The sequence below is a fragment of the Streptomyces sp. NPDC101181 genome (assembly GCF_044767975.1).
Classification (GTDB): Bacteria; Actinomycetota; Actinomycetes; order Streptomycetales; family Streptomycetaceae; genus Streptomyces.
This window is the reverse complement of record NZ_JBIWOX010000008.1, coordinates 178,427-196,448: the sequence shown is the minus strand read 5'-3', so window position 1 is coordinate 196,448 and position 18,022 is coordinate 178,427. Positions and strand designations below refer to the sequence as shown.

The 18,022-nt window shown below is 73.2% G+C and carries 17 protein-coding genes and 1 pseudogene; 10 read left to right on the top strand and 8 right to left on the bottom strand.

Translation table 11 applies throughout. From position 1 onward, the window contains the following. Nucleotides 1-27 precede the first annotated feature (27 nt). The gene (locus ACIRRU_RS14865; RefSeq protein ID WP_403680035.1) at nt 28-1,803 is read left to right on the top strand and encodes an amidohydrolase; all 1,776 of its coding nucleotides are present in this window, start codon (nt 28-30) and stop codon (nt 1,801-1,803) included. Between the two features lie 40 nt (nt 1,804-1,843). Next, nucleotides 1,844-2,187 (top strand): annotated as a pseudogene (locus tag ACIRRU_RS14860) (transposase); the annotation flags it as partial. An 86-nt stretch (nt 2,188-2,273) separates the two neighbouring features. Here ACIRRU_RS14860 and ACIRRU_RS14855 read toward each other — a convergent pair. From ACIRRU_RS14855 to ACIRRU_RS14840, 4 genes are read right to left on the bottom strand one after another with little or no spacing between them, the layout of a single operon-like run. Continuing rightward, nucleotides 2,274-3,518, bottom strand: coding sequence for an MFS transporter (locus ACIRRU_RS14855; RefSeq protein ID WP_403680032.1), 1,245 nt, complete (start codon nt 3,516-3,518; stop codon nt 2,274-2,276). A 10-nt stretch (nt 3,519-3,528) separates the two neighbouring features. Beyond that, a complete protein-coding gene (locus ACIRRU_RS14850; protein WP_403680030.1) occupies nt 3,529-4,752 on the bottom strand; it encodes an ATP-grasp domain-containing protein in 1,224 nt (407 codons plus the stop codon). Next, complete coding sequence (locus tag ACIRRU_RS14845) at nt 4,749-5,864, bottom strand: pyridoxal-phosphate dependent enzyme (RefSeq protein ID WP_403680028.1); 1,116 nt, start codon at nt 5,862-5,864, stop codon at nt 4,749-4,751. The genes ACIRRU_RS14850 and ACIRRU_RS14845 overlap by 4 nt, the downstream gene beginning before the upstream one ends. Next, nucleotides 5,861-6,601 carry a methyltransferase domain-containing protein gene (locus tag ACIRRU_RS14840; RefSeq protein WP_363202242.1) on the bottom strand — a complete coding sequence of 247 codons (741 nt, stop codon included), beginning with the start codon at nt 6,599-6,601 and terminating at the stop codon, nt 5,861-5,863. The genes ACIRRU_RS14845 and ACIRRU_RS14840 overlap by 4 nt, the downstream gene beginning before the upstream one ends. A 228-nt stretch (nt 6,602-6,829) precedes the next feature. Here ACIRRU_RS14840 and ACIRRU_RS14835 point away from each other — a divergent pair, with 228 nt between their 5' ends. The 4 genes from ACIRRU_RS14835 (at nt 6,830) to ACIRRU_RS14820 (ending at nt 10,520) form a co-directional block, all read left to right on the top strand. Next, nucleotides 6,830-7,390, top strand: coding sequence for an AAA family ATPase (locus tag ACIRRU_RS14835; RefSeq protein ID WP_403680025.1), 561 nt, complete (start codon nt 6,830-6,832; stop codon nt 7,388-7,390). A gap of 204 nt (nt 7,391-7,594) precedes the next feature. Then, nucleotides 7,595-8,269, top strand: a complete 675-nt coding sequence (locus ACIRRU_RS14830) for a response regulator transcription factor (protein WP_403680022.1) — start codon at nt 7,595-7,597, stop codon at nt 8,267-8,269. After that, nucleotides 8,269-9,621, top strand: coding sequence for a sensor histidine kinase (locus ACIRRU_RS14825; protein WP_403680019.1), 1,353 nt, complete (start codon nt 8,269-8,271; stop codon nt 9,619-9,621). Before ACIRRU_RS14830 ends, ACIRRU_RS14825 begins: the two co-directional genes overlap by 1 nt. 38 nt (nt 9,622-9,659) lie before the next feature. Next, on the top strand, nt 9,660-10,520 hold the full coding sequence (locus tag ACIRRU_RS14820; RefSeq protein WP_403680017.1) for an endo alpha-1,4 polygalactosaminidase: 861 nt from the start codon (nt 9,660-9,662) through the stop codon (nt 10,518-10,520). Nucleotides 10,521-10,744: 224 nt separating this feature from the next. On the opposite strand, the gene ACIRRU_RS14815 is transcribed toward ACIRRU_RS14820, so the two are convergent. After that, nucleotides 10,745-11,617, bottom strand: coding sequence for an undecaprenyl-diphosphate phosphatase (locus tag ACIRRU_RS14815; RefSeq protein WP_403680016.1), 873 nt, complete (start codon nt 11,615-11,617; stop codon nt 10,745-10,747). Between the two features lie 192 nt (nt 11,618-11,809). Continuing rightward, entirely contained in the window at nt 11,810-12,532 is a 723-nt protein-coding gene (locus ACIRRU_RS14810; protein WP_403680014.1) for a TVP38/TMEM64 family protein, read from the bottom strand. A 49-nt stretch (nt 12,533-12,581) separates the two neighbouring features. Here ACIRRU_RS14810 and ACIRRU_RS14805 point away from each other — a divergent pair, with 49 nt between their 5' ends. Beyond that, nucleotides 12,582-13,298 (top strand): DNA alkylation repair protein, encoded by a 717-nt coding sequence (locus tag ACIRRU_RS14805; protein ID WP_403680012.1) that lies wholly within the window; start codon nt 12,582-12,584, stop codon nt 13,296-13,298. Nucleotides 13,299-13,500: 202 nt separating this feature from the next. Here ACIRRU_RS14805 and ACIRRU_RS14800 read toward each other — a convergent pair whose 3' ends face one another. Both ACIRRU_RS14800 and ACIRRU_RS14795 read right to left on the bottom strand, forming a co-directional pair. After that, nucleotides 13,501-14,112, bottom strand: a complete 612-nt coding sequence (locus ACIRRU_RS14800) for a sigma-70 family RNA polymerase sigma factor (RefSeq protein WP_403680239.1) — start codon at nt 14,110-14,112, stop codon at nt 13,501-13,503. A 270-nt stretch (nt 14,113-14,382) separates the two neighbouring features. After that, nucleotides 14,383-15,057: a hypothetical protein gene (locus ACIRRU_RS14795; protein ID WP_403680010.1), complete on the bottom strand. Its 675-nt coding sequence runs from the start codon at nt 15,055-15,057 to the stop codon at nt 14,383-14,385. A gap of 238 nt (nt 15,058-15,295) precedes the next feature. Here ACIRRU_RS14795 and ACIRRU_RS14790 point away from each other — a divergent pair, with 238 nt between their 5' ends. The 3 genes from ACIRRU_RS14790 (at nt 15,296) to ACIRRU_RS14780 (ending at nt 17,904) form a co-directional block, all read left to right on the top strand. Beyond that, nucleotides 15,296-16,387 carry a ferric reductase-like transmembrane domain-containing protein gene (locus tag ACIRRU_RS14790; RefSeq protein ID WP_403680008.1) on the top strand — a complete coding sequence of 364 codons (1,092 nt, stop codon included), beginning with the start codon at nt 15,296-15,298 and terminating at the stop codon, nt 16,385-16,387. Between the two features lie 78 nt (nt 16,388-16,465). Next, nucleotides 16,466-17,338 (top strand): universal stress protein, encoded by an 873-nt coding sequence (locus ACIRRU_RS14785; protein WP_403680005.1) that lies wholly within the window; start codon nt 16,466-16,468, stop codon nt 17,336-17,338. A gap of 95 nt (nt 17,339-17,433) precedes the next feature. After that, nucleotides 17,434-17,904, top strand: coding sequence for a nuclear transport factor 2 family protein (locus ACIRRU_RS14780; protein ID WP_403680002.1), 471 nt, complete (start codon nt 17,434-17,436; stop codon nt 17,902-17,904). Nucleotides 17,905-18,022: the final 118 nt, after the last annotated feature.

Here is an 18,022-nt window from a genome sequence, read left to right as displayed (position 1 = left end):
CCCAAATCTTGATCGAATGAGGATGAAATGACTGGAGAGAAAATTTCCGCCGTTCCGGAGCGCTCGACGCAGATTCCCCCCGGAGCGGATTTGATCGTCATCAATGCGAAGATTTTCACCAATAATCGCGGACAAACTGAAGCTTCCGCTCTGGCCGTCAAGAACGGACGAATTTACTCGGTCGGTTCCGATGCGGACATCGTGAGCCTGAAGAATTCCGATACACAGGTCATCGACGCCCGGGGCCGCACCCTTATTCCGGGCATTATCGATGCACACACTCACGTGCTCAATGAAAGTGGCTACAACTACAACGTGAGGTGGGACGGGGTACCCACCCTGAAGATCGCGCTGGCGATGCTGCGCGAACAGGCGGAGCGGACGCCTGATGGACACTGGGTCAAGGCGATCGGGGGCTGGTCCCCCTACCAGTTCGAGGAGAACCGGTTTCCCACGATGGACGAGCTGCGTGAGGCAGTGCCCGACCGCCCGCTGATCGTGCAGTACGCCTACAACCGCGCCTTCCTGAACGAGAAGGCCATGGAAGAACTTGGTGTGGGCACCGAACGGTTCCCTTCTTTGCCGGAGACCGAGTTCGAGAAGGACGACCGGGGCAACTACACCGGTGTGGTTCACGGATACACCTTCACCTTCATCGCTCTGGAGACCATGGTCCCGCAGCTTTCACCCGATGAAGAAGTCAGTTCGCTGGTCCATACCGTCCACGCTCTGAACCGCTTCGGCGTCACCTCGGCCGTCGACGCCGGCAACAGGGGGTACCCCGGCCCTCAGGCCACCGTGGACGTGCTCGCCCGCGACAACCGCCTCAACGTGCGGATGCCCTTCGTCGACATGCAGTTCGGCGACGGTACCCCGATGAACATGGTGGACGCGCAGATCGAGGCGATCACCCGGACAGCGCCCATCAGTCCCGGTCAGAACCTGCATCCGACCCTGGATCACGGTCATGTGTACCGTGGAGCCGGCGAAGTGCTGCAGCTGGAAGTGCACGACCACGAGAATTTCGATCGCCCGCCAGTCATCATCGATCCCGACCAGATGCGGCGGCACGTCAAGGAAAACGTCGTCAAGCTGGTCCGACGTCGCATTCCCTTCCGAATGCACATCAGCTACAACGAAAACATCACGCCGTTCCTCGACGCCTTGGAAGAGATGAACGATGAAACGCCGCTCGATGGTCTGCGGTGGAGCATCGAGCACGCCGAGACCATCAGTCCCGCGAACATCGCCAGGGTGAAGAACCTTGGTGGTGGAATCGCCTTGGACTCGAAGATGGCGCTGCACGGCGACGGGTTCATCAAGACGCACGGCCTCCAGAAGGCCCTGGAAACTCCGCGACTGCGCCAGTTGGTCGACAGTGGAATCGCCCTCGCCATGACCACCGACGCATTTCGGGCCGCGACCTTCAATCCCTGGGTCGGCGTCAGCTGGATGGTATCCGGAAAGTCGGTCTCGGGTTCCGAAGTACTCTCTCAGGACAACCGCCTGTCCCGCATCGAAGCGCTGAAACTTTTCACCAGCGGGCCGGCGTGGTTCATGAACACGGAATCCGAAATGGGCAAGATCGCCCCAGGGAATCTGGCGGATTTCGCGCTGTTGGACAGGGACTATTTCACTGTTCCCGAAGAGCAGATCAAGGACATTTCCGCTGTTCTGACAGTCATGGACGGGAGGGTGGTTTTCGGGGCGCAGGAGTACAGTTCTCTCACGCCGCCGCTGCCCGATATCCTGCCTGCCTGGTCACCCGTCAAGCACTTCGGCGGTTACTACTGGGCCGAGTAGGTCAGCGACGCGAGTGGCGGCCTCATCGGCCGCCACTCACATCCTGATCCCCGTGGACGCCGGCCAGCACGTTCCACGCCTGGCCTCCCTCCTGAAGGAACTTCCGGTGCAGGTGCTGGGCCGCATCGCGCTCGCTCCGCGTCCTGCGACGCGCGGTCCCACCCCGCGAGCCCGGTGTCCGGGGCCGCCCATCACGCCACGGCGGGGAGTTCGTCCTCGGTGATCCGTCCACCTGGAACACTCCGGACGCACATACGGTGACCGCGACACGTCCCTACGGGCACCGCCGTCGCGCGGGCACGGGACCGGCTCGACCCGCCGCCGGAGGGCGGCGACGCGGCGAGCGTGCGCCCCAGGCGTCGCGCGGCAGACGGCAGTTTGCCGACAGACCGCAGGTCCCGTCGGTAGTCCTTGGGGCCCGTGAGCCCGGCCCGACCGGCACGTCGCGACCCCGGGGGCTGCCGTCCGGTTCAGGGGCCGGGCACCTCCTGGGCGGCCTCCGCCCGGGGCCCGGTCCGGTCCCGGGCGGGGCGGCGGAGCAGCAGGGCCGACGGCAGCAGCAGGCACTGGAGGCACACCACCGCCCAGAACCCCCGCGCCGAACCAGCCGCCTCCGCCGCCCCGTACAGCTGACCGCCCACCACCCCGGCGGCGAACGCCCCGATGCCCGCCGCCAGCCGCTGGCGCCCGAACACCGCGGCCGGGGCGGAGGCCGAACGGGCCAGCGCCTCCAGGTCGTTCTTCAGGAAGAGCACGATCTCCCCGCAGCAGATCAGCGCCCCGCCCACCGCGATCCCCGCGTGCCCCCCAGCCCCGATCGCCGCCATCCCGGCCGCCATCGCGCCGAACCCCCACCGCAGCGCCGCCGGGTAGCTCATCGCGGCGACCCGCTCCGCCAGCAGCGGCTGACCCACCACGAGGAGGGCCGCGTACCCGGTCAGCACCGCCCCGTAGAAGGCCGCCGACGTCCGGGGCACCGCGTACAGGGCCAGATAGTGCTGGAAGAACATGAACGCGTACACGCTCACCACGGTCACCAGGAACGGCGAGAGCCCGGCGGCCCGCCCGCCGGGGCCCTGTGTCCCGGCGGCGGGCGCGGCGTCCGGAGGCCGGGCGGCCGCTTCGGGGGGCAGCAGCGCGTGTCCGGCCCCCACGAGTGCGAACAGCCCGGCCACGCAGGCGAACAGCGCCCCGGGGGAGCCGAGGACGAGCGGCGCCGCGGCGGGCGGGCCCAGCGCCATGCCCGCGTTGAACGCCGAACCGCTCGCCGACAGCAGCCGGGCACGGCCCGCCTCGGGTACCCCCGCCACCAGGTACGCCTTGTTCGCCGGGAGATACAGCGCCGCACCCGCCGACACCAGCAGCAGCGCCCCCACGGCGAGCACCGGACTGGTCAGCCCGGGGACGAACGCGGCGAACCCCGCGGTGCGCAGCGCCAGCGCCAGCAGCATCGCGCGCCGCAGTCCGACGCGCGCCGCCACCGGCCCCGCGACCACACCCCCGGCGAACTGGATCAGCGAGGCCACGGCCAGCACGAAACCGACGGCACCCAGCCCCATGCCGAGCCGCTGGTGCAGCAGCACCGACATGTAGGGCAGCACGGCGAAACTGCCGAGCGTGATCAGGAAGGAACCAGCCAGCAGGAAGCGCTGCGCCCCGGTGAACGGCGGCCGCACCCGGTCTCCCGGAAGCGCCCGAGCCCGCCGCCGCCTCACCGCCCCGGGCTCACGGCGCGGCGGCCAGGACCGGGCGGACCCGGACGGCCGCGCTCCACGCCCGGTGCTGGGCCAGCTCCGCCGTCGCGGCCTCGGCCAGCACCATGCCCGTACAGCCGCGCTGGTCGTTCACGTGGGCCACGGTCTCCCCGGGCTCACGCACCGGATACCACTCCACCGACCCGGGGAAGGCGGCGAGTTCACCGAGGCCGTGCCAGCCCTTCAGCACCCCGGGCCGGTCCGCGTAGACGAGGACGAAGCCGTACGCGGGCCCCCCGCCGTCCAGGGGCGCGTCCAGCAGCGCCGGGCGGCGGCCGAGCACCTCGTCCATCATCGCCGAGTACACGTTGGTGCCCAGCGTCCGGCACAGCACCTCGCCGACCAGCGCACCCCCGATCCTGCGGTTGATCTCCACCAGCTCGGGGCCGTCCGCCGTCAGGATGAACTCCACATGGGCGAAGCCCCGTTCGTGTCCGGCCGCCGCCAGGACCCGCCCCGCCCACGCCTCGATCCCGGCCCGGTCCGGCTCCGGCAGGGCCACCGGGAACGCCGCCGCCTCCTCCCGGACCACCACCTCCCGGGAGGTCTGGCGGCTCAGCACCCCGAGCAGCCGGGTGGTCCCGTCCCAGCTGAGCGTCTCCGCGCTGTACAGCGGACCGGCGAGGAACGCCTCGGCGAACAGCCCGCCCATCAGCGGCTGCCGGGCCGCCTCCGCGAGCGCCCGGTGCAGCGCCTCCTCGTCGTGCGCGATCCACACATGGCGGGACGACGTGCCCGCCGAGTCCTTCAGGACCGCGGGCAGCCCCACTGCCCGCAGCACCTCCCCGGCGCCCTCGGGACCCGGCGGGACGGCCACGGCCGGGCTGCGGCTCAGCCCGTGGGCGTGCAGCGCCGCCCGCACCCGGCGCTTGTCACGCAACAGCCGGACCGCGTCGGGCTCGGGCCCCGGCAGGCCGAGCCCGGCGGCCAGTTCGGCGGCGGGCAGACCCCAGGTGTCCGTCGTGTTGATCAGCCCGGCCAGGTCCGGCACGGCCGCCAGCGCCCGGCGGACGGCGTCCTGGTCCCAGGTGTCCACGTCGACGACGTCCAGCGCCCCGGGCGGCAGGGTCGCCAGCTCGTGCCGGTAGACCGAGCGGTCCCCGGTCAGCAGGCACAGCCGGTGGCCCGCCTCCGCGGCGGCCACGGCCATCCGGCCCAGACCGAAGGAGAGGGACTCCAGTGCGGCGATCGTCATGGCAGCAGCTCCACGGTCGGTACGGAGGAGGGCGGGGAAGCCTCGCCCTCGGTGGTCCTGGCAGCCTCGGGGGCGGGCCGCCCGCCCCACTCCATCACCGACCACGGGGGCCGCAGTGACTCCAGCGAGGTGATCTGCCGGGGGCGCAGCCCGGCCGGGTCCAGGGCCTCGGCGTGCCGGGCGAACACCCGCTCCGCGTAACGGTGACCGGTGTCCGCGCCCAGCACCAGATGCAGCCGCCCCGGGTCCCGGGCCGACTCCCAGGCGGCCGTGAGGTGGGCCGCCCCGGTGGACAGGCCCGCGAACACCGCGTGGTCCCGCAGCAGTCCGACCGCACCGGCCATCGCATGGCGGAAGTCCATCCAGTGCACGGTGTCGTACAGGGCGTGCCGGACGTTCCCGAACGGGATGGAGCTGCCGATGCCCGCGATGATGGCGTCCGGGTCGCTGAACCGCTCGCTGCCGAAGGTCACACTGCCGAACGGCTGGATGCCCACCAGCCGCACCGGCCGCCCCGACTCCCGCAGCGCGCGGGCCAGTCCGCCCGTGGACGCCCCGGTGCCCACCGCCCCCACCAGGGTCAGCGGGCCCTCGGGGAGCGCGGCGGTCAGCAGCTCCGCGAACTCCCGGTAGCCCTCGTGGTGGACCGCGTCGTGGTACTGCCGCATCCAGTGGAAGCCGGGCCGCTCGGCCAGCAGCCGGCGCACGTGGCGCACCCGCAGCTCCTGGTCCAGGCGCAGGCTCGTCGACGGCGGCATCGCGTCCACCGTCGCACCGAGGATCTCCAACTGCGCGCGCATGGTGGCGTCGACGGTGGTCGAGGCGACGATGTGGCAGCGCAGCCCGTAGCGGTGGCAGGCCATCGCGAGCGCCAGGGCGTAGATCCCGCTGGAGCTGTCGACCAGGGTCTGCCCGGGGACCACCCGGCCCCGGCGCAGCAGCGAACGGACCGCGCCGAGCGCCGCGTACACCTTCATCGTCTCGAACCGGGCGAGGACCACGTCCGGCGTCAGCCGGATCAGGTCCGGCGTCTTCACGGCATCGGTGATGTGCTCGTGGACCGTCGCGGCGGGGGTGGTGGCGCGCCGGGCGGCGTCCGCCCCGGCCCTCACTTGCGCCGCCCGCGGACGATCAGCCGGTCCGAGCGCTGGTCGTAGCCGGACGCGTCGAACCCGCCGAAGCACTCCACGTCGGTGAAGCCCGCCTGTTCGAAGAGGGCGTGCAGTTCGGCCGCCGAGTACAGCCAGGAGGTGATCGACGCCGTACGGGCCGAGGTGCCGCGCACCAGGGTCCAGTCGGTGCGCAGCCGCCGCCAGCTGTCGAGGACGGTGTCGCGCTGGACGACGTAGGAGCCGTCCGGCAGGTCCACCGCCTTCGGCCGCCCGATCCACCCCGCCAGCACCTCCTTGCCCATCACGTCCACCAGCAGCTGTCCGCCCGGTGCGAGGCTCTCGTAGGCGTTGCGCAGCACCTGGAGGTTGTCCCCGGCCTCGTCGAAGTAGCCGAAGGAGGTGAAGACGTTCAGCACCACGTCGAAGGCCCCGGCCTCGCTGTAGGTGAGCATGTCGGCCCGCTCCAGCCGGACCTCGGCGCCCGCTTCGGCGCACGCCGTGCGCGCGGCGGCCAGCATCGAGGGCGACAGGTCGACGCCCGTCACGTCGTACCCGCGCGCCGCCAGGGGGACGACGAACAGCCCCGGTCCGCAGCACAGGTCCAGCACCCGGGTCCCCGGCGGGAAGTCGAGCAGCGGTGAGGAGGCGACCAGGGCGGCGGCGGACTCGGCCCGCGCCGGCGGGAACATCGTCGGGGCGAAATCGGACCAGAGCGCGTCGTCCTCGTACCAGTGCATACCTCGCGGTCTCCTCCCGGAACCGGGGGCCCGAGGGCCCGGGGTCTGTCCTGCCGTGTCCGGCACCGGGCGGCTCTCCCGCACCCGGCGTCTCTCCAGTAGTCGGCCGCCCCGGCCGGGAAGTTCCCGAGGCCGCCCGGGGCCCGCGCGGCGGAGGGCCGACGGGAGCCCGGGGGAAACGGCTAGCCTCGGACCACGGACACATACGCGACGTGAGGAGCACGGGCCGTGGGCTGGGCCGAAGTACCGGTGGACACCGCGGAGCCGGCCGCCGGGGCGATCCTGCTGAGCGGCATCCCCGGCAGCGGCAAGAGCACGGTGGCCGCAGCGCTCGCCGCCCGGTTCGCCGCGTCGGCCCACATCGAGGTCGACGCCCTCCAGGACCTCATCGTCTCCGGCGGACGTCTGCCCACGCCCGAACGGGACGAGGAGGCGGACCGGCAGATCTTCCTCCGGGCCCGGGGCGCCTGCCTGCTGGCGGGGAGCTTCGTCGCGGCGGGCTTCCTCCCGGTCGTCGACGACGTGGTCGTGCGCCGCGCCCACCTCGACTTCTACCGCCGGTGGATGACCCCCAGCCCACCGCACTTCGTGGTGCTCGCCCCCGGCGCGGCGAAGGCGGCCGAGCGCAACCGCGCCCGGGACAGGACGCTCACCACGGACTGGTCGTTCCTGGAGACGGCGATGCGCGACGAACTGGCCGACGAGGGCATCTGGATCGACAACGCCGGGCTGACGGTGGACCGGACGGTGGACGCCGTCCTCGCGGCGACGGGCCTCACCCCGCCCTGAGCCGCCCCCGGGGGCCGTCGCCGCGGCCGTGTGGTCGGACCCCCGCCGTACGGTGAGGGCATCTGTCCGCGCTGCCGGCGGCCGGGCCGCGAGGACGGTGCCCGAGCCGCGGCCCGCCGCCCGGGTACGTAGGATGGCGGATCCTTCCCCTCCGCTCTCCGGGCGAGGGGTCTTCCCGGACGCGGATGCAGAGGAGTTCTCCCGGTGCGTGTGCTGCTGGTGGAGGACGACGACGATCTGCGGGAGGTGATCGCGGCCGGGCTGCGCGACGGGGGCTTCGCCGTGGACTGCGCCGCCGACTGGCCGGAGGCGGACGTCGCTCTGCACCTCACCGCGTACGACTGTGTGGTGCTGGACCGGATGATGCCCTCCGGCGACTCCCTCGCCCCGCTGGAGGGCAGGCGCCGGGCCGGCTGGTCGGTGCCCGTGCTGTGCCTGAGCGCCCTGGATTCGCTGGACGAGCGGGTGCGGGGGCTGGAGAGCGGGGCGGACGACTACCTCGCCAAGCCGTTCGCGATGCGCGAGCTCGTCCTGCGCGTGCGGGGCCTGAGCCGACGGGCCCCGGTCCGGCTTCCCGCCTTTCTGACCTTCGCGGACGTGGTCATGGATGTCTCACGCCACGAGGTGCGGCGCGGTGGCGTCCTGCTGTCGCTGAGCCCGAAGGAGTACGCCGTCCTCCAGCAGCTCCTCGTGCACCGGGACGCCGTGGTCACGCGTACCGGCCTGCTGGAGCACTGCTGGGACGAGATGGCCGACCCCGTCTCCAACGTGGTGGACGCCGTCGTCGCGGGCCTGCGGCGCAAGCTGGGCTCCCCGGGGCTGGTGCACACCGTGCGCGGCCAGGGCTTCCTGCTGTCGGCGCGGCAGGAGCCCCGCTGATGGCGGGATCAGCGCGGCGGCGCTCCCCGGCCAGGAGACGGCTGCGGCGGCTGCAACTGCGGCTGACCACGGCGTACACGCTGATCACCGTCGTCGGACTGGCGTGCCTGTCCTGGGTGGTGATCCGTACCGACGACCGGGCGCGGGAGGACGCCGAGTACGACGAGATGCGCCGCCGGGCCTCGGTCGCCGCCTCGCTCGTCTATTACGAGGACGACCGGATCCGGCTGGACGGCCTCCAGGACGACGAGGCGACCACGGGAACTCCGCAGATCCTGGTGCTGGAGGGGAGGCCCGGCGGTGATCCGGTCACCGTGTTCCGGGGCCGTACCGTCCAGTTCGCCGTGGCGGCCGGTGCGATCGACGCGGTGACCCGCTCGGCGATGGACGCGGAGGGGCCGGTGCGGGCCGACGCGCACGACCGCTCGGGAGGACCGGTGCGGCTGCTGGCCGTGCCCTTCTACCACGACGCCACCGACGAGGTGGCGGGCGCCGCCGTCGCGGTGGGCGATCCGGCGCACGGCGCGGCCGAGCACCGCAGTCTGGTCGTCTCCCTCGTCGTCGGGGCCGGTGCGCTGACGGCCCTGGCAGCGGTGACGGGGCACGTGCTCTCGGGGCGCAGCATGCGCCCTGCCTGGCAGGCGCTGGAGCAGCAGGAACGGCTGCTGGCGTACGCCGCGCACGAGTTGCGGACCCCGGTCGCCGTGATGCGCGGGTCGGTGGAGGTGGCCGCGGGCGCCCCGGGCGGTGCTCTCGACGTACATCTGCCCCGGATCCGGCGGGCGGCGGACCGGATGGCCGACCTCGTGGAGAACCTGCTGGCGCGGGGCCGGCTGGAGGCCGCCGTGGACACCGTACGGGCGGAGCCGCTGCGGCTGGACCAGCTCGTCGAAGAGGTCTGCGCGGAGCTGCCGGGGAGCGGGCCCCGCCCTCGGTTGCGGCTGGAGGAGTCGGTCATCGAGGCCGACGCCGCCCTGGTGCGGATCGCGGTGCGCAATCTTCTGGACAACGCGGTGCGGCACGGACGGGCTTCGGCCGCCCCGGACGGCGCCGGTCTGCTGGTGACCGTGCGCGGGCCGGAGGTGTGGGTCGCCGACCGGGGCCCCGGGGTCGATCCGGACCGGCTGCCGGAGCTGACGGAGCGCTTCAGCTCACCGGGCGGGGGCACGGGGATCGGGCTCTCGCTGGTGCGGCGCATCGCGGAGGCGCACCGGGGGAAGCTCACCGTCCGGGCCCGCCCCGGCGGCGGTGCCGAGTTCGTGCTGCGGCTCGCCCCCGACCGGTCGCGGCCGGGCCGTCGGCGCGGCAGGGGGCCCGGCCCTCACGATTCGCTCATGACCGGCCGTCCATGATGCGGGGGAACGTTCGAAGCCCACGCACGGGAGTACGTATGCCCCAGCACGCCGTCCGTCCTCTGCTCCGCCGCAAGCGGACCCTCGCCGCCCTGGCCGGCGGTGCCGCCCTGGCGACCGGAGCGGGGCTGCTCCTGTCCCACGCCTTTGCCGCGGACTCCGCGGCCGAGGCCGCGCCGAACGTCGTGCCGCCCACCGCGAACGTGGCCTTCGACTACCAGATCGGCGGCGCGTACACCCCTCCCGCCGGAGTCCAGGCGCTCTCCCGGGACCGCGGTGACAAGCCCGCCAAGGGCCTCTACAACGTCTGTTACGTCAACGCCTTCCAGACCCAGCCCGACGCCCTGGACTGGTGGGAGAAGAACAACCCCGATCTGCTGCTGCGCGACGCCGACGGCGAACTGGTGAACGACGAGGCCTGGGGCGAGGCGCTGCTCGACACCTCGACCGCGGCCAAGCGCACCCGCCTGGCGGAGATCGTCGGCGGCTGGATCAGCGGCTGCGCCACGTCCGGGTTCCAGGCGGTGGAGCCCGACAACCTCGACTCCTACGAGCGTTCCGACGGCCTGCTGACCCGCGCGCACAACGCGGCGTTCGCGAAGCTCCTGGCCGGCCGCGCGCACACGGCGGGCCTGGCGATCGGCCAGAAGAACACCACGGACCTGCTCGGGCAGCGCGAGGAGATCGGGTTCGACTTCGCCGTCGCCGAGGAGTGCGGCCGCTACGACGAATGCGAGGATTACGCCTCCGCGTACGACAACAAGGTCTTCGTGGTGGAGTACACGGACGACGACTTCGCCACGGCCTGTTCGTCCGTGGGCTCGCAGGTCTCCGTGGTACGCCGGGATCTCGACGTCGTCCCGGCAGGAAAGCCCGGATACGCGTTCCGCACCTGCTGACGCGGCTCGACGGCTACGCCCCGCGAATGCCGCAAGAGGCCTGAGCCGGGGGCGGCGGTGGCCGGTGCTCCTCCGCACGGAAGGGCCCGCACGAACGTGCGGGCCCTTTCCCGTCGTCCCCGGCCGGTGGCAGATGAGGCGGAGACAAGTGGCGGATGTTCATGGCGTGGTGCCGCAATCAGGCGCCGGGACATGCCGGACAGCGCCACCTGCCCCGCCCTGGTTCAGCCGCCGGACTCGCCCGCGTGCGGGCTCAGCGCCCCCGTCGAGACGAGCACCAGGATCACGATGCCGAGCAGGATGCGGTAGACCACGAACGGCATGAAGCTCTTGGTCGTGATGAACTTCATGAACCAGGCGATGACGGCGTATCCGACCGCGAAGGCCACCAGCGTCGCGAAGATCGTCGGCCCCCAGGAGACATGCCCCTGGCCGACGTCCTTCAGTTCGTAGGCGCCCGAGGCGAGCACGGCGGGGATCGCCAGCAGGAAGGAGTAACGGGCCGCCGCCTCGCGGGTGTAGCCCATCAGCAGACCGCCGCTGATCGTCGCGCCGGACCGGGAGACGCCGGGGACCAGCGCCATCGCCTGGCAGAAGCCGTAGATCAGGCCGTCCCGGACGCCGAGGTCCTTGAGGGTCTTGCGCTCCTTCACCACGCGGTGCTTGCCGCCCGACTCGTCGCGCGCGGCCAGCCGGTCGGCGACGCCGAGGACGATGCCCATGACGATCAGGGTCGTCGCGATCAGCCGCAGATCGCGGAACGGGCCCTCGATCTGGTCCTTGAGCGTGATGCCCAGGACACCGATGGGGATCGACCCCACGATGACCAGCCAGCCCACCTGGGCGTCGTGGTCCGAGCGCATCGCCTTGTCGGTCAGGGAGCGGAACCACGCCGACAGGATGCGCGCGATGTCCTTGCGGAAGTAGATGAGCACCGCCGCCTCCGTGCCGATCTGCGAGATCGCGGTGAACGCCGCACCCGGGTCGTGCCACCCGGCGAACGCGGCCGTCAGCCGCAGATGGGCGCTGGAGGAGATCGGCAGGAACTCGGTCAGTCCCTGAACGAGACCCAGGACGAATGATTCGAACCAGCTCATGGGGCTTTGGCCATCCCGGAGGTGATCGTGCATCGGCCACGGACAACGGGCCCGTCGGCTACGTGCGGCGTACAGTCGAGGACATCACGAAAAAAGGGGCCCCAGGCCCCGGGAGATCCTTCGTCGGTCGCGGGCAGCGTATCGCCTGAAGGTGAACGCCCGGCCGACCGGCCCCGGCACAGCGGAGCGCGGTCAGTCGTTCGGCGCGCCCTGGCCGAGCCGGTGGCGTTTGCGCCAGGCCACCACGGCCCCGCCGAGCGCGGAGACCACGATGAACCCCATGGCGGCCAGGAAGACGGGCGAGGTCGGCGAGGCGGCCTGGCTGCCCGCTATCACGTACGCCGCCGTGTTCGGGATCGAGCCGAGGCCGGTGGCCAGCAGGAACGGCGGGTAGCCCATGCGGGAGGTCGCCGCACAGTAGTTGGCGGCGGCGAACGGGACGCCCGGGAACAGCCGCAGCGCCAGCACCGATCGGAAGCCGTGCCGGCTCAGCACCCCGTCGGCCGCGGTGAGGACCTTCCCGCGCAGCAGCGTGCGCAGCGCGTCCTGGCCCAGCACCCGGCCGAGCATGAACGAGACGCCCGCGCCCAGCACCGTGCCCGCCAGCGCCGCCGCCAGGCCCGTCTGCGCACCGAACAGCGCCCCGGCAGCGAGGTTCAGCAGCGGGCGCGGCACGAACGCCACCGTCAACGTCCCGTACGCCAGCCCGAAGACCATCGCCGCCGTACCGCCGGTCAGCTGGGGCGGCCACCCTTCGGCGATCAGCCGCTGCGGTTCGAACAGCAGCATCGTCGAGGCGGCCCCGAGCAGGACCACGACGAGCAACGAGAACCGGGACCACGGCGAGAGCAGCACTCTGGAGAGCCGCGGGGCCGGTTCCTCGGTGGGCCGGGGAGCGGGCAGGAGGTCGAACATCCGGGGAGAGTAACCGAAAGGGGTGTGTGATCGCCGTAATGTGCGTCGCGTGACCGCCGCAGCCCGCCCCGCTCCCGTGCCGCCGGACAGCCCGCTCGCCGACACCGTGCTCGAACGGCTGACCGCCGCGTACGCCCCGGCCGCCGACCCCGTCAGGGCCGAGGCCGCCGCCGCTTACATGAGGCACGTCGCTCCGTTCCTGGGCATCCCCGCTCCGCGGCGCCGGGCCCTGTCGCGGACCGTGCAGACGGGCGCCGGGCGGCCGGACGAGCGGGACTGCGCGGCGATCGCGCTGCGCTGCTGGCGGCTGCCCGAGCGCGAATACCACTACTTCGCCGTCGACTTCCTGCGCCGGCACGTCGGCCGCTGTTCCTCCGGCTTCCTGCCCGTCCTGCGCCACCTCGTCTCCACCGTCCCCTGGTGGGACACGGTGGACCTGCTCGCCGCGCATGTCGCGGGCCCGCTGGTCGCCGCCGACCCGGCGCTCGGCCGGGAGATGGACCGCTGGATCGACGACGAGAACCTCTGGGTGGCCAGGACCGCCCTGCTGCACCAACTGCGCTACCGGGAGTCCACCGACGCCGAACGGCTCTTCGGCTACTGCCTGCGCCGCGCCGGTCACCCCGACTTCTTCGTCCGCAAGGCCATCGGCTGGGCCCTGCGCGAGTACGCCAGGACCGACCCGGCAGCCGTACGGGACTTCGTCGACGGTGCCCGGGACCGCCTCTCCCCGCTCTCCGTCCGCGAGGCGCTCAAGCATCTGTGAGGCGGTCCGCGGGCGGCGCGGCCGCCGCTCCACGGCGAACCGGTCGACACGGGGGCCGGGCCCCGACATGACCGGCGGCCTGTTCCGTCACGCCTCCTCACAGCGCCGCCCGCGGTCGCGGACGCGCCGAAGGCCGTCCCGGACACCGCGGCCGGATGCGGCACCGGACCCCGCGAGCCCGGCCTGATCAGCAAGGCACCCCCTAGCCCGCCCGTACGAGGCCGCCCGGGTCGGCCGGTTCGGTGCGCCACTGCACGGCCAGTTCGCGGCGGGCGCGCGCCACGCGGGAGCGGACCGTACCGATGGGGCATCCTGCGGCGGTCGCGGCGTCCTCGTAGGAGACGCCCAGCAACTGGGTGAGGACGAAGGCCTGGCGGCGCGCCGGGTCCAGCCGCCGCAGGGCGTCCAGCACCGCGACGGACTCCTCGAACCCCGGCTGGTGGCGGGGCTGGGCCCGTTCCGCGGCGGTCTGCCAGTCCGCGGTGTCGGCGGTGCGGGGGCGGACGGCGGCGGTGCGGTGCCGGTCGATGACGACGCGTCGCGCGATGGACAGCAGCCAGGTCCTGGCGCAGGAGCGGCCCGCGAACCGGGCCAGCCCGCTCATGGCCCGCAGATACGTCTCCTGGGCGAGGTCGTCGGCGCCCGGGACGTCGGCGCTGAGGTAGGCGACGAATCTGCGGACGTCCTCGTAGGTCGCCCGGACGAAGCGGTCGGCGGCGTCCTGGTCACCGCCCCCCGCCGCCAGCGCCCAGTCGGTGATCTGGCCGTCGTTCTGCCGGGCGGCGGGGACCCGGGGCGGCCGGGCCGCGGCCACCCGCAGGACGGGTGGGCGGCCGACGGGCACGCGGGCGGGCGGTACGGGGGCGGGTGGTGCGGTGCCGGGCCGTGTGGGGGCAGGAGGTGTCACAGCAGTCCTTCGCGTCCTTGCGGAGCCGTGGCGTCAGCGCCGGTCCGGCTCCGCTGACCGGTCGCCGTACGCCGCGGGGGCGCTCGGGAAACCGGCATGCCTGTCACAGGTGGCGCGGTGCGCGCACCTGTACCGACCCCGGGCCCGCGGGGGCGGCCGGGAGACGGGTGGGAGAGGTCAGAGGGGACGGAGGCGCCGGGGCGGCCCGCGCCGGGAGACGGCGTGCCGGGCGAGGAGGTCCCGGGGGCGGCGGCCGGGCCGGCGGCGGGTGCGCCGCGGGACGGGGACCGCCGGCGCGGGCGGCGCCGCGGACCACAGAAGCCGGGCCCTGCGCAGCGGGGCCCGGAGGAACAGCACCAGGCACCGGCCGAGCCGGGCGGCGGCGACCTCGCCGCGCCACAACCACCAGCCGCAGAACAGCCCGGCCACCGCGTGGGCGGCGGCCATGCCGCCGGTGAACACCGAACCGTCGAAGGCCGCCAGAACCCCCATCAGGTCCGACGGCCCGCCGAGCGCCATGTCATGGGCCGAGTGGCTCGTCGCTCCCGGCGGATGGTGGGCACCGCCCCCGTGGTGCGTAGCGGAGCCGGTTGGCAGCCAGGGGCCCGCGAGGCTGAACAGGCCGTGCAGCGCCAACTGGCCGAGTCCGTGGGCCGCGACGGTCACCGGAGCGGCGCGCTCCCGCGCCGCGAGCCACCAGCCCGCGCCCCAGGCGGGCAGGAGCGCGGCGGCCTGCGCGGAGAGGGGCAGGGGCGCGCCGGACATCAGCGCGTGGCCGAGTCCGGACACGGCGACGCACACGACCGCGAACAACGCGGCGCGCCCGAGTCGGAGTGCGGTTCCGGCTCCCATGGCCGCCATCGTGCCAGCAGCCCCCACCCCGGGGAGAAGAGTGCCGCAGGCCGGAACAGTCGGAGTTGGCCTCGTTTGCCCCAGGAGATCAGGTGTGATTCACGTCACATGGAGAGGCCGGGAACTTTCCGCCGCTCGCGCCCGACTGCTCCAACAACGCGTCTGCGTACGCCTCGTGCCCGGGGCCCGCCGCATCCGCCCCGCCAGCCGCCGCCCTCCCCCGCACCGAAGAGGCCGCATGACGAACCCGCCCTCCACCCCCGAACCGGCGGCGGCCCCCGCCGGAACACCCGGCGCTCCCCGCACCCCCGGTGGCCGCGGAACACCGGCGGCGGAACCGGAACCGCCCGCGCCCGAGCGGAGTTCCGCTCCCCCGGACCCCGCCGCCCCGGAGGTTCCCGGCCCCCGCGCCCCGGGGCGTCCCGCGCGCCCGACCCTCCGCTCCGACCTGCGGGCGTCCTGGCCGGACGGGCTGGTGGCGCTCCTGATCACCGCGGCGGTCTTCGTCCTCCTCTACATACGCATCCGCGACCAGACCTCCTCCACGGTGACCGTGATGCCGTTCATGGCCGACGCGGGCGCCTTCTGGATGTACTTTCTCAGCCAGGCGTTCGGCTGGTCCGCGCTGCTGTGGGCCTGGGGAACGGTCGTCCTCGGGCTGCTGCTGTCCGGGGCGCGCCCCGCCCGGCTGCCGCTCTCGGGACCCCGCCTGGAGCGGCTGCACCGCACCACCAGCCTCAACACCATCGCGCTGATCGCCGCCCACGCCCTGCTGTTCGCCGCCGAACTGGTCCGGCACGACACCGTGGCCTGGAACTCGGCCGTGGCCACCGCTTTCGTCGAGGCGTTCGTCCCCGGCGGCTACGACTCCGGCACCGGGCGGGTCGCCATCCCCGTCGGGCAGGCGGCGCTGTACCTCGCGATCCCGCTCGGCCTGCTCTTCTACGTACGCCACCGGATCGGCGCCAAGACCTGGCGGATCCTGCACCGGTGCGTCATCGTCGTGTACGTCCTGAGCGTCTGGCACACCCTGCTGTACGGGACGAACGTCTGGTACGACGGCTGGTTCCGGACCTCGGTGTGGCTGCTCCAGATCCCGATCGCCGTCCTGCTCCTCGCACGACTGCTGCGGCCCGCCCGCCGGTCCGAGAAACTCTCCGCCCGCCCCGGGTCCACCGCCCGGACCCGCACCGGCTGGGCCCTGCGGCTGGGCGGCAGGCTCGCGGTGGCGGGGGTCCTGGTGGCGCTGGTCGTGGTCGTGGTGAGCGGCAACGACGGCGGGCGCAGCGTTCCCCCGGACGACACCTCCTCCACCCACAACCACGACTGAGCGGCCGGTCCGTACCCGCCGCCGGGGTGCCTGGCCCGCCGACGCCCGCCTGGCCTGCGCGGACGTAGGCTCGGGGCCATGACCACCACCGATTCCGACCGTCCCGTCATCGCGGCCGTCGACGGTTCCCCGCACAGTCAGCAGGCCCTCGACTGGGCCACGCACGAGGCGGAGCGGCGCGGGCTGCCGCTGCTGATCGTCCACGTCCGCCCGCTCGCCCGGCAGGCCGACGAGGAGACCGCGCGACGCGAGGCGGACGAACTGCTGGCCGCCTCCGTACGCCGCAGCGCGCTCATCGCGCCGCGGCTGCGGCCCTCGACGCTGGCCCCGCGGGACTTCCCCTCGGCCGCGCTGGTCTCGCTCGGCCGGGACGCCTCGATGGTCGTGGTCGGCTCGCGGGGGCTCGGCGGATTCCGCTCGCTGATGGTCGGCTCCGACAGTCTGGCCACCGCCTCGATGGCGAGCTGCCCGGTCGTCGTCGTGCAGGACGGCCGCCCCGAGGGGGAGGACCGGCCGGGGGACGTGGAGGTCTTCACCGACATCGTGGCGGGGGTGGCCGCCGACGAGAGCAGCGATGCGGTCCTGGGGTTCGCCTTCGCCACCGCGGGCGCCCGGCCGGGCGCCCGGCTGCGGATCGTGCACGGCTGGACGATGTTCTCCTCGATGCTCGCGGGCGGTCCCGCTCTGGACCGGGAGGCGGCCGCCGGCTCGGCGGAGCGGACCCTGGCGGAGCTGACGTCAGGGTGGCGCGAGAGGTATCCGCAGGTGGAGACCGTCCGGGAGCCGGTGAACGGGTCCGCGGCGCGCACCCTGGTGACCGCGTCGGCGACCGCGGCCCTGACGGTCGTCGGCCGCCGCAGGGGCGGCGAGTCGCTGGGTCTCGGGCTGTCCCCGGTGGCCCAGACGACGGTCACCCACGCGCTCGGTCCGGTCGCTGTAGTGCCCTGCTGAGCCGGAGCGCCCGGGCAGTCGTCCGCCCCGGGAAACCGTCTTCCCGCCGCTGCGGCACTCTTGGCCCGGCGGGCGGCGTGGCCCAGACTTGACCGATGACACAGCGTGTGGCGCTCGCGACCGTACTGGACCGGCTTGCCATCGATGAGGTGATCACCGGATACGCGGTGGCCGTGGACGACGGGGCCTGGTCCGACTACGGGGCCCTGTTCGCCGAGGACGGCCGCGCGGACTACCGGGGCGCGGGCGGCATCGAGGGCACGGCCCAGGAGTTGGCCCGGTGGCTCGCGGAGACGATGCGCCTCTTCCCCGTCCGCCAGCACCTGATCGTCAACCGCCGCGTCGAGCTGGAGGACCTGGGCGGCTACCCGGGCGACCGGGCGCACGTCCGGGCCGACTACCTCAACCCGATGCGCCTGGCCCGGCAGGACGACACGGGGGCGCCGAGCGCACCGGACTTCGTGACCGGCGGCCGCTACACCTTCGAGATGCTGCGCGCCGACCCGGGCTGGCTGATCCGTACGGTCACCGTCCACGAGAAGTGGCGGCGCGCGCCGAGCGTCTGACCGGCCCTCGGGAACACGCACCGGGGTTCTTCCGGCTAGCTTCCGCCGCCGCCCGGATGCCTCCACCTGGCCGCCTCCCGTGTCCTCGCGGGGCCGTCGGCCCCAGACTGGGTGCACC

Bases quoted from the DNA above. Each gene is read 5' to 3' on its own strand.
- ACIRRU_RS14865 (WP_403680035.1), top strand. From the start codon at position 28: ATGACTGGAGAGAAAATTTCCGCCGTTCCGGAGCGCTCGACGCAGATT.
- ACIRRU_RS14850 (WP_403680030.1), bottom strand. From the start codon at position 4,752: ATGACGATCGCCGCACTGGAGTCCCTCTCCTTCGGTCTGGGCCGGATG.
- ACIRRU_RS14840 (WP_363202242.1), bottom strand. From the start codon at position 6,601: ATGCACTGGTACGAGGACGACGCGCTCTGGTCCGATTTCGCCCCGACG.
- ACIRRU_RS14825 (WP_403680019.1), top strand. From the start codon at position 8,269: ATGGCGGGATCAGCGCGGCGGCGCTCCCCGGCCAGGAGACGGCTGCGG.
- ACIRRU_RS14820 (WP_403680017.1), top strand. From the start codon at position 9,660: ATGCCCCAGCACGCCGTCCGTCCTCTGCTCCGCCGCAAGCGGACCCTC.
- ACIRRU_RS14815 (WP_403680016.1), bottom strand. From the start codon at position 11,617: ATGAGCTGGTTCGAATCATTCGTCCTGGGTCTCGTTCAGGGACTGACC.
- ACIRRU_RS14810 (WP_403680014.1), bottom strand. From the start codon at position 12,532: ATGTTCGACCTCCTGCCCGCTCCCCGGCCCACCGAGGAACCGGCCCCG.
- ACIRRU_RS14795 (WP_403680010.1), bottom strand. From the start codon at position 15,057: ATGGGAGCCGGAACCGCACTCCGACTCGGGCGCGCCGCGTTGTTCGCG.
- ACIRRU_RS14790 (WP_403680008.1), top strand. From the start codon at position 15,296: ATGACGAACCCGCCCTCCACCCCCGAACCGGCGGCGGCCCCCGCCGGA.
- ACIRRU_RS14785 (WP_403680005.1), top strand. From the start codon at position 16,466: ATGACCACCACCGATTCCGACCGTCCCGTCATCGCGGCCGTCGACGGT.
- ACIRRU_RS14780 (WP_403680002.1), top strand. From the start codon at position 17,434: ATGACACAGCGTGTGGCGCTCGCGACCGTACTGGACCGGCTTGCCATC.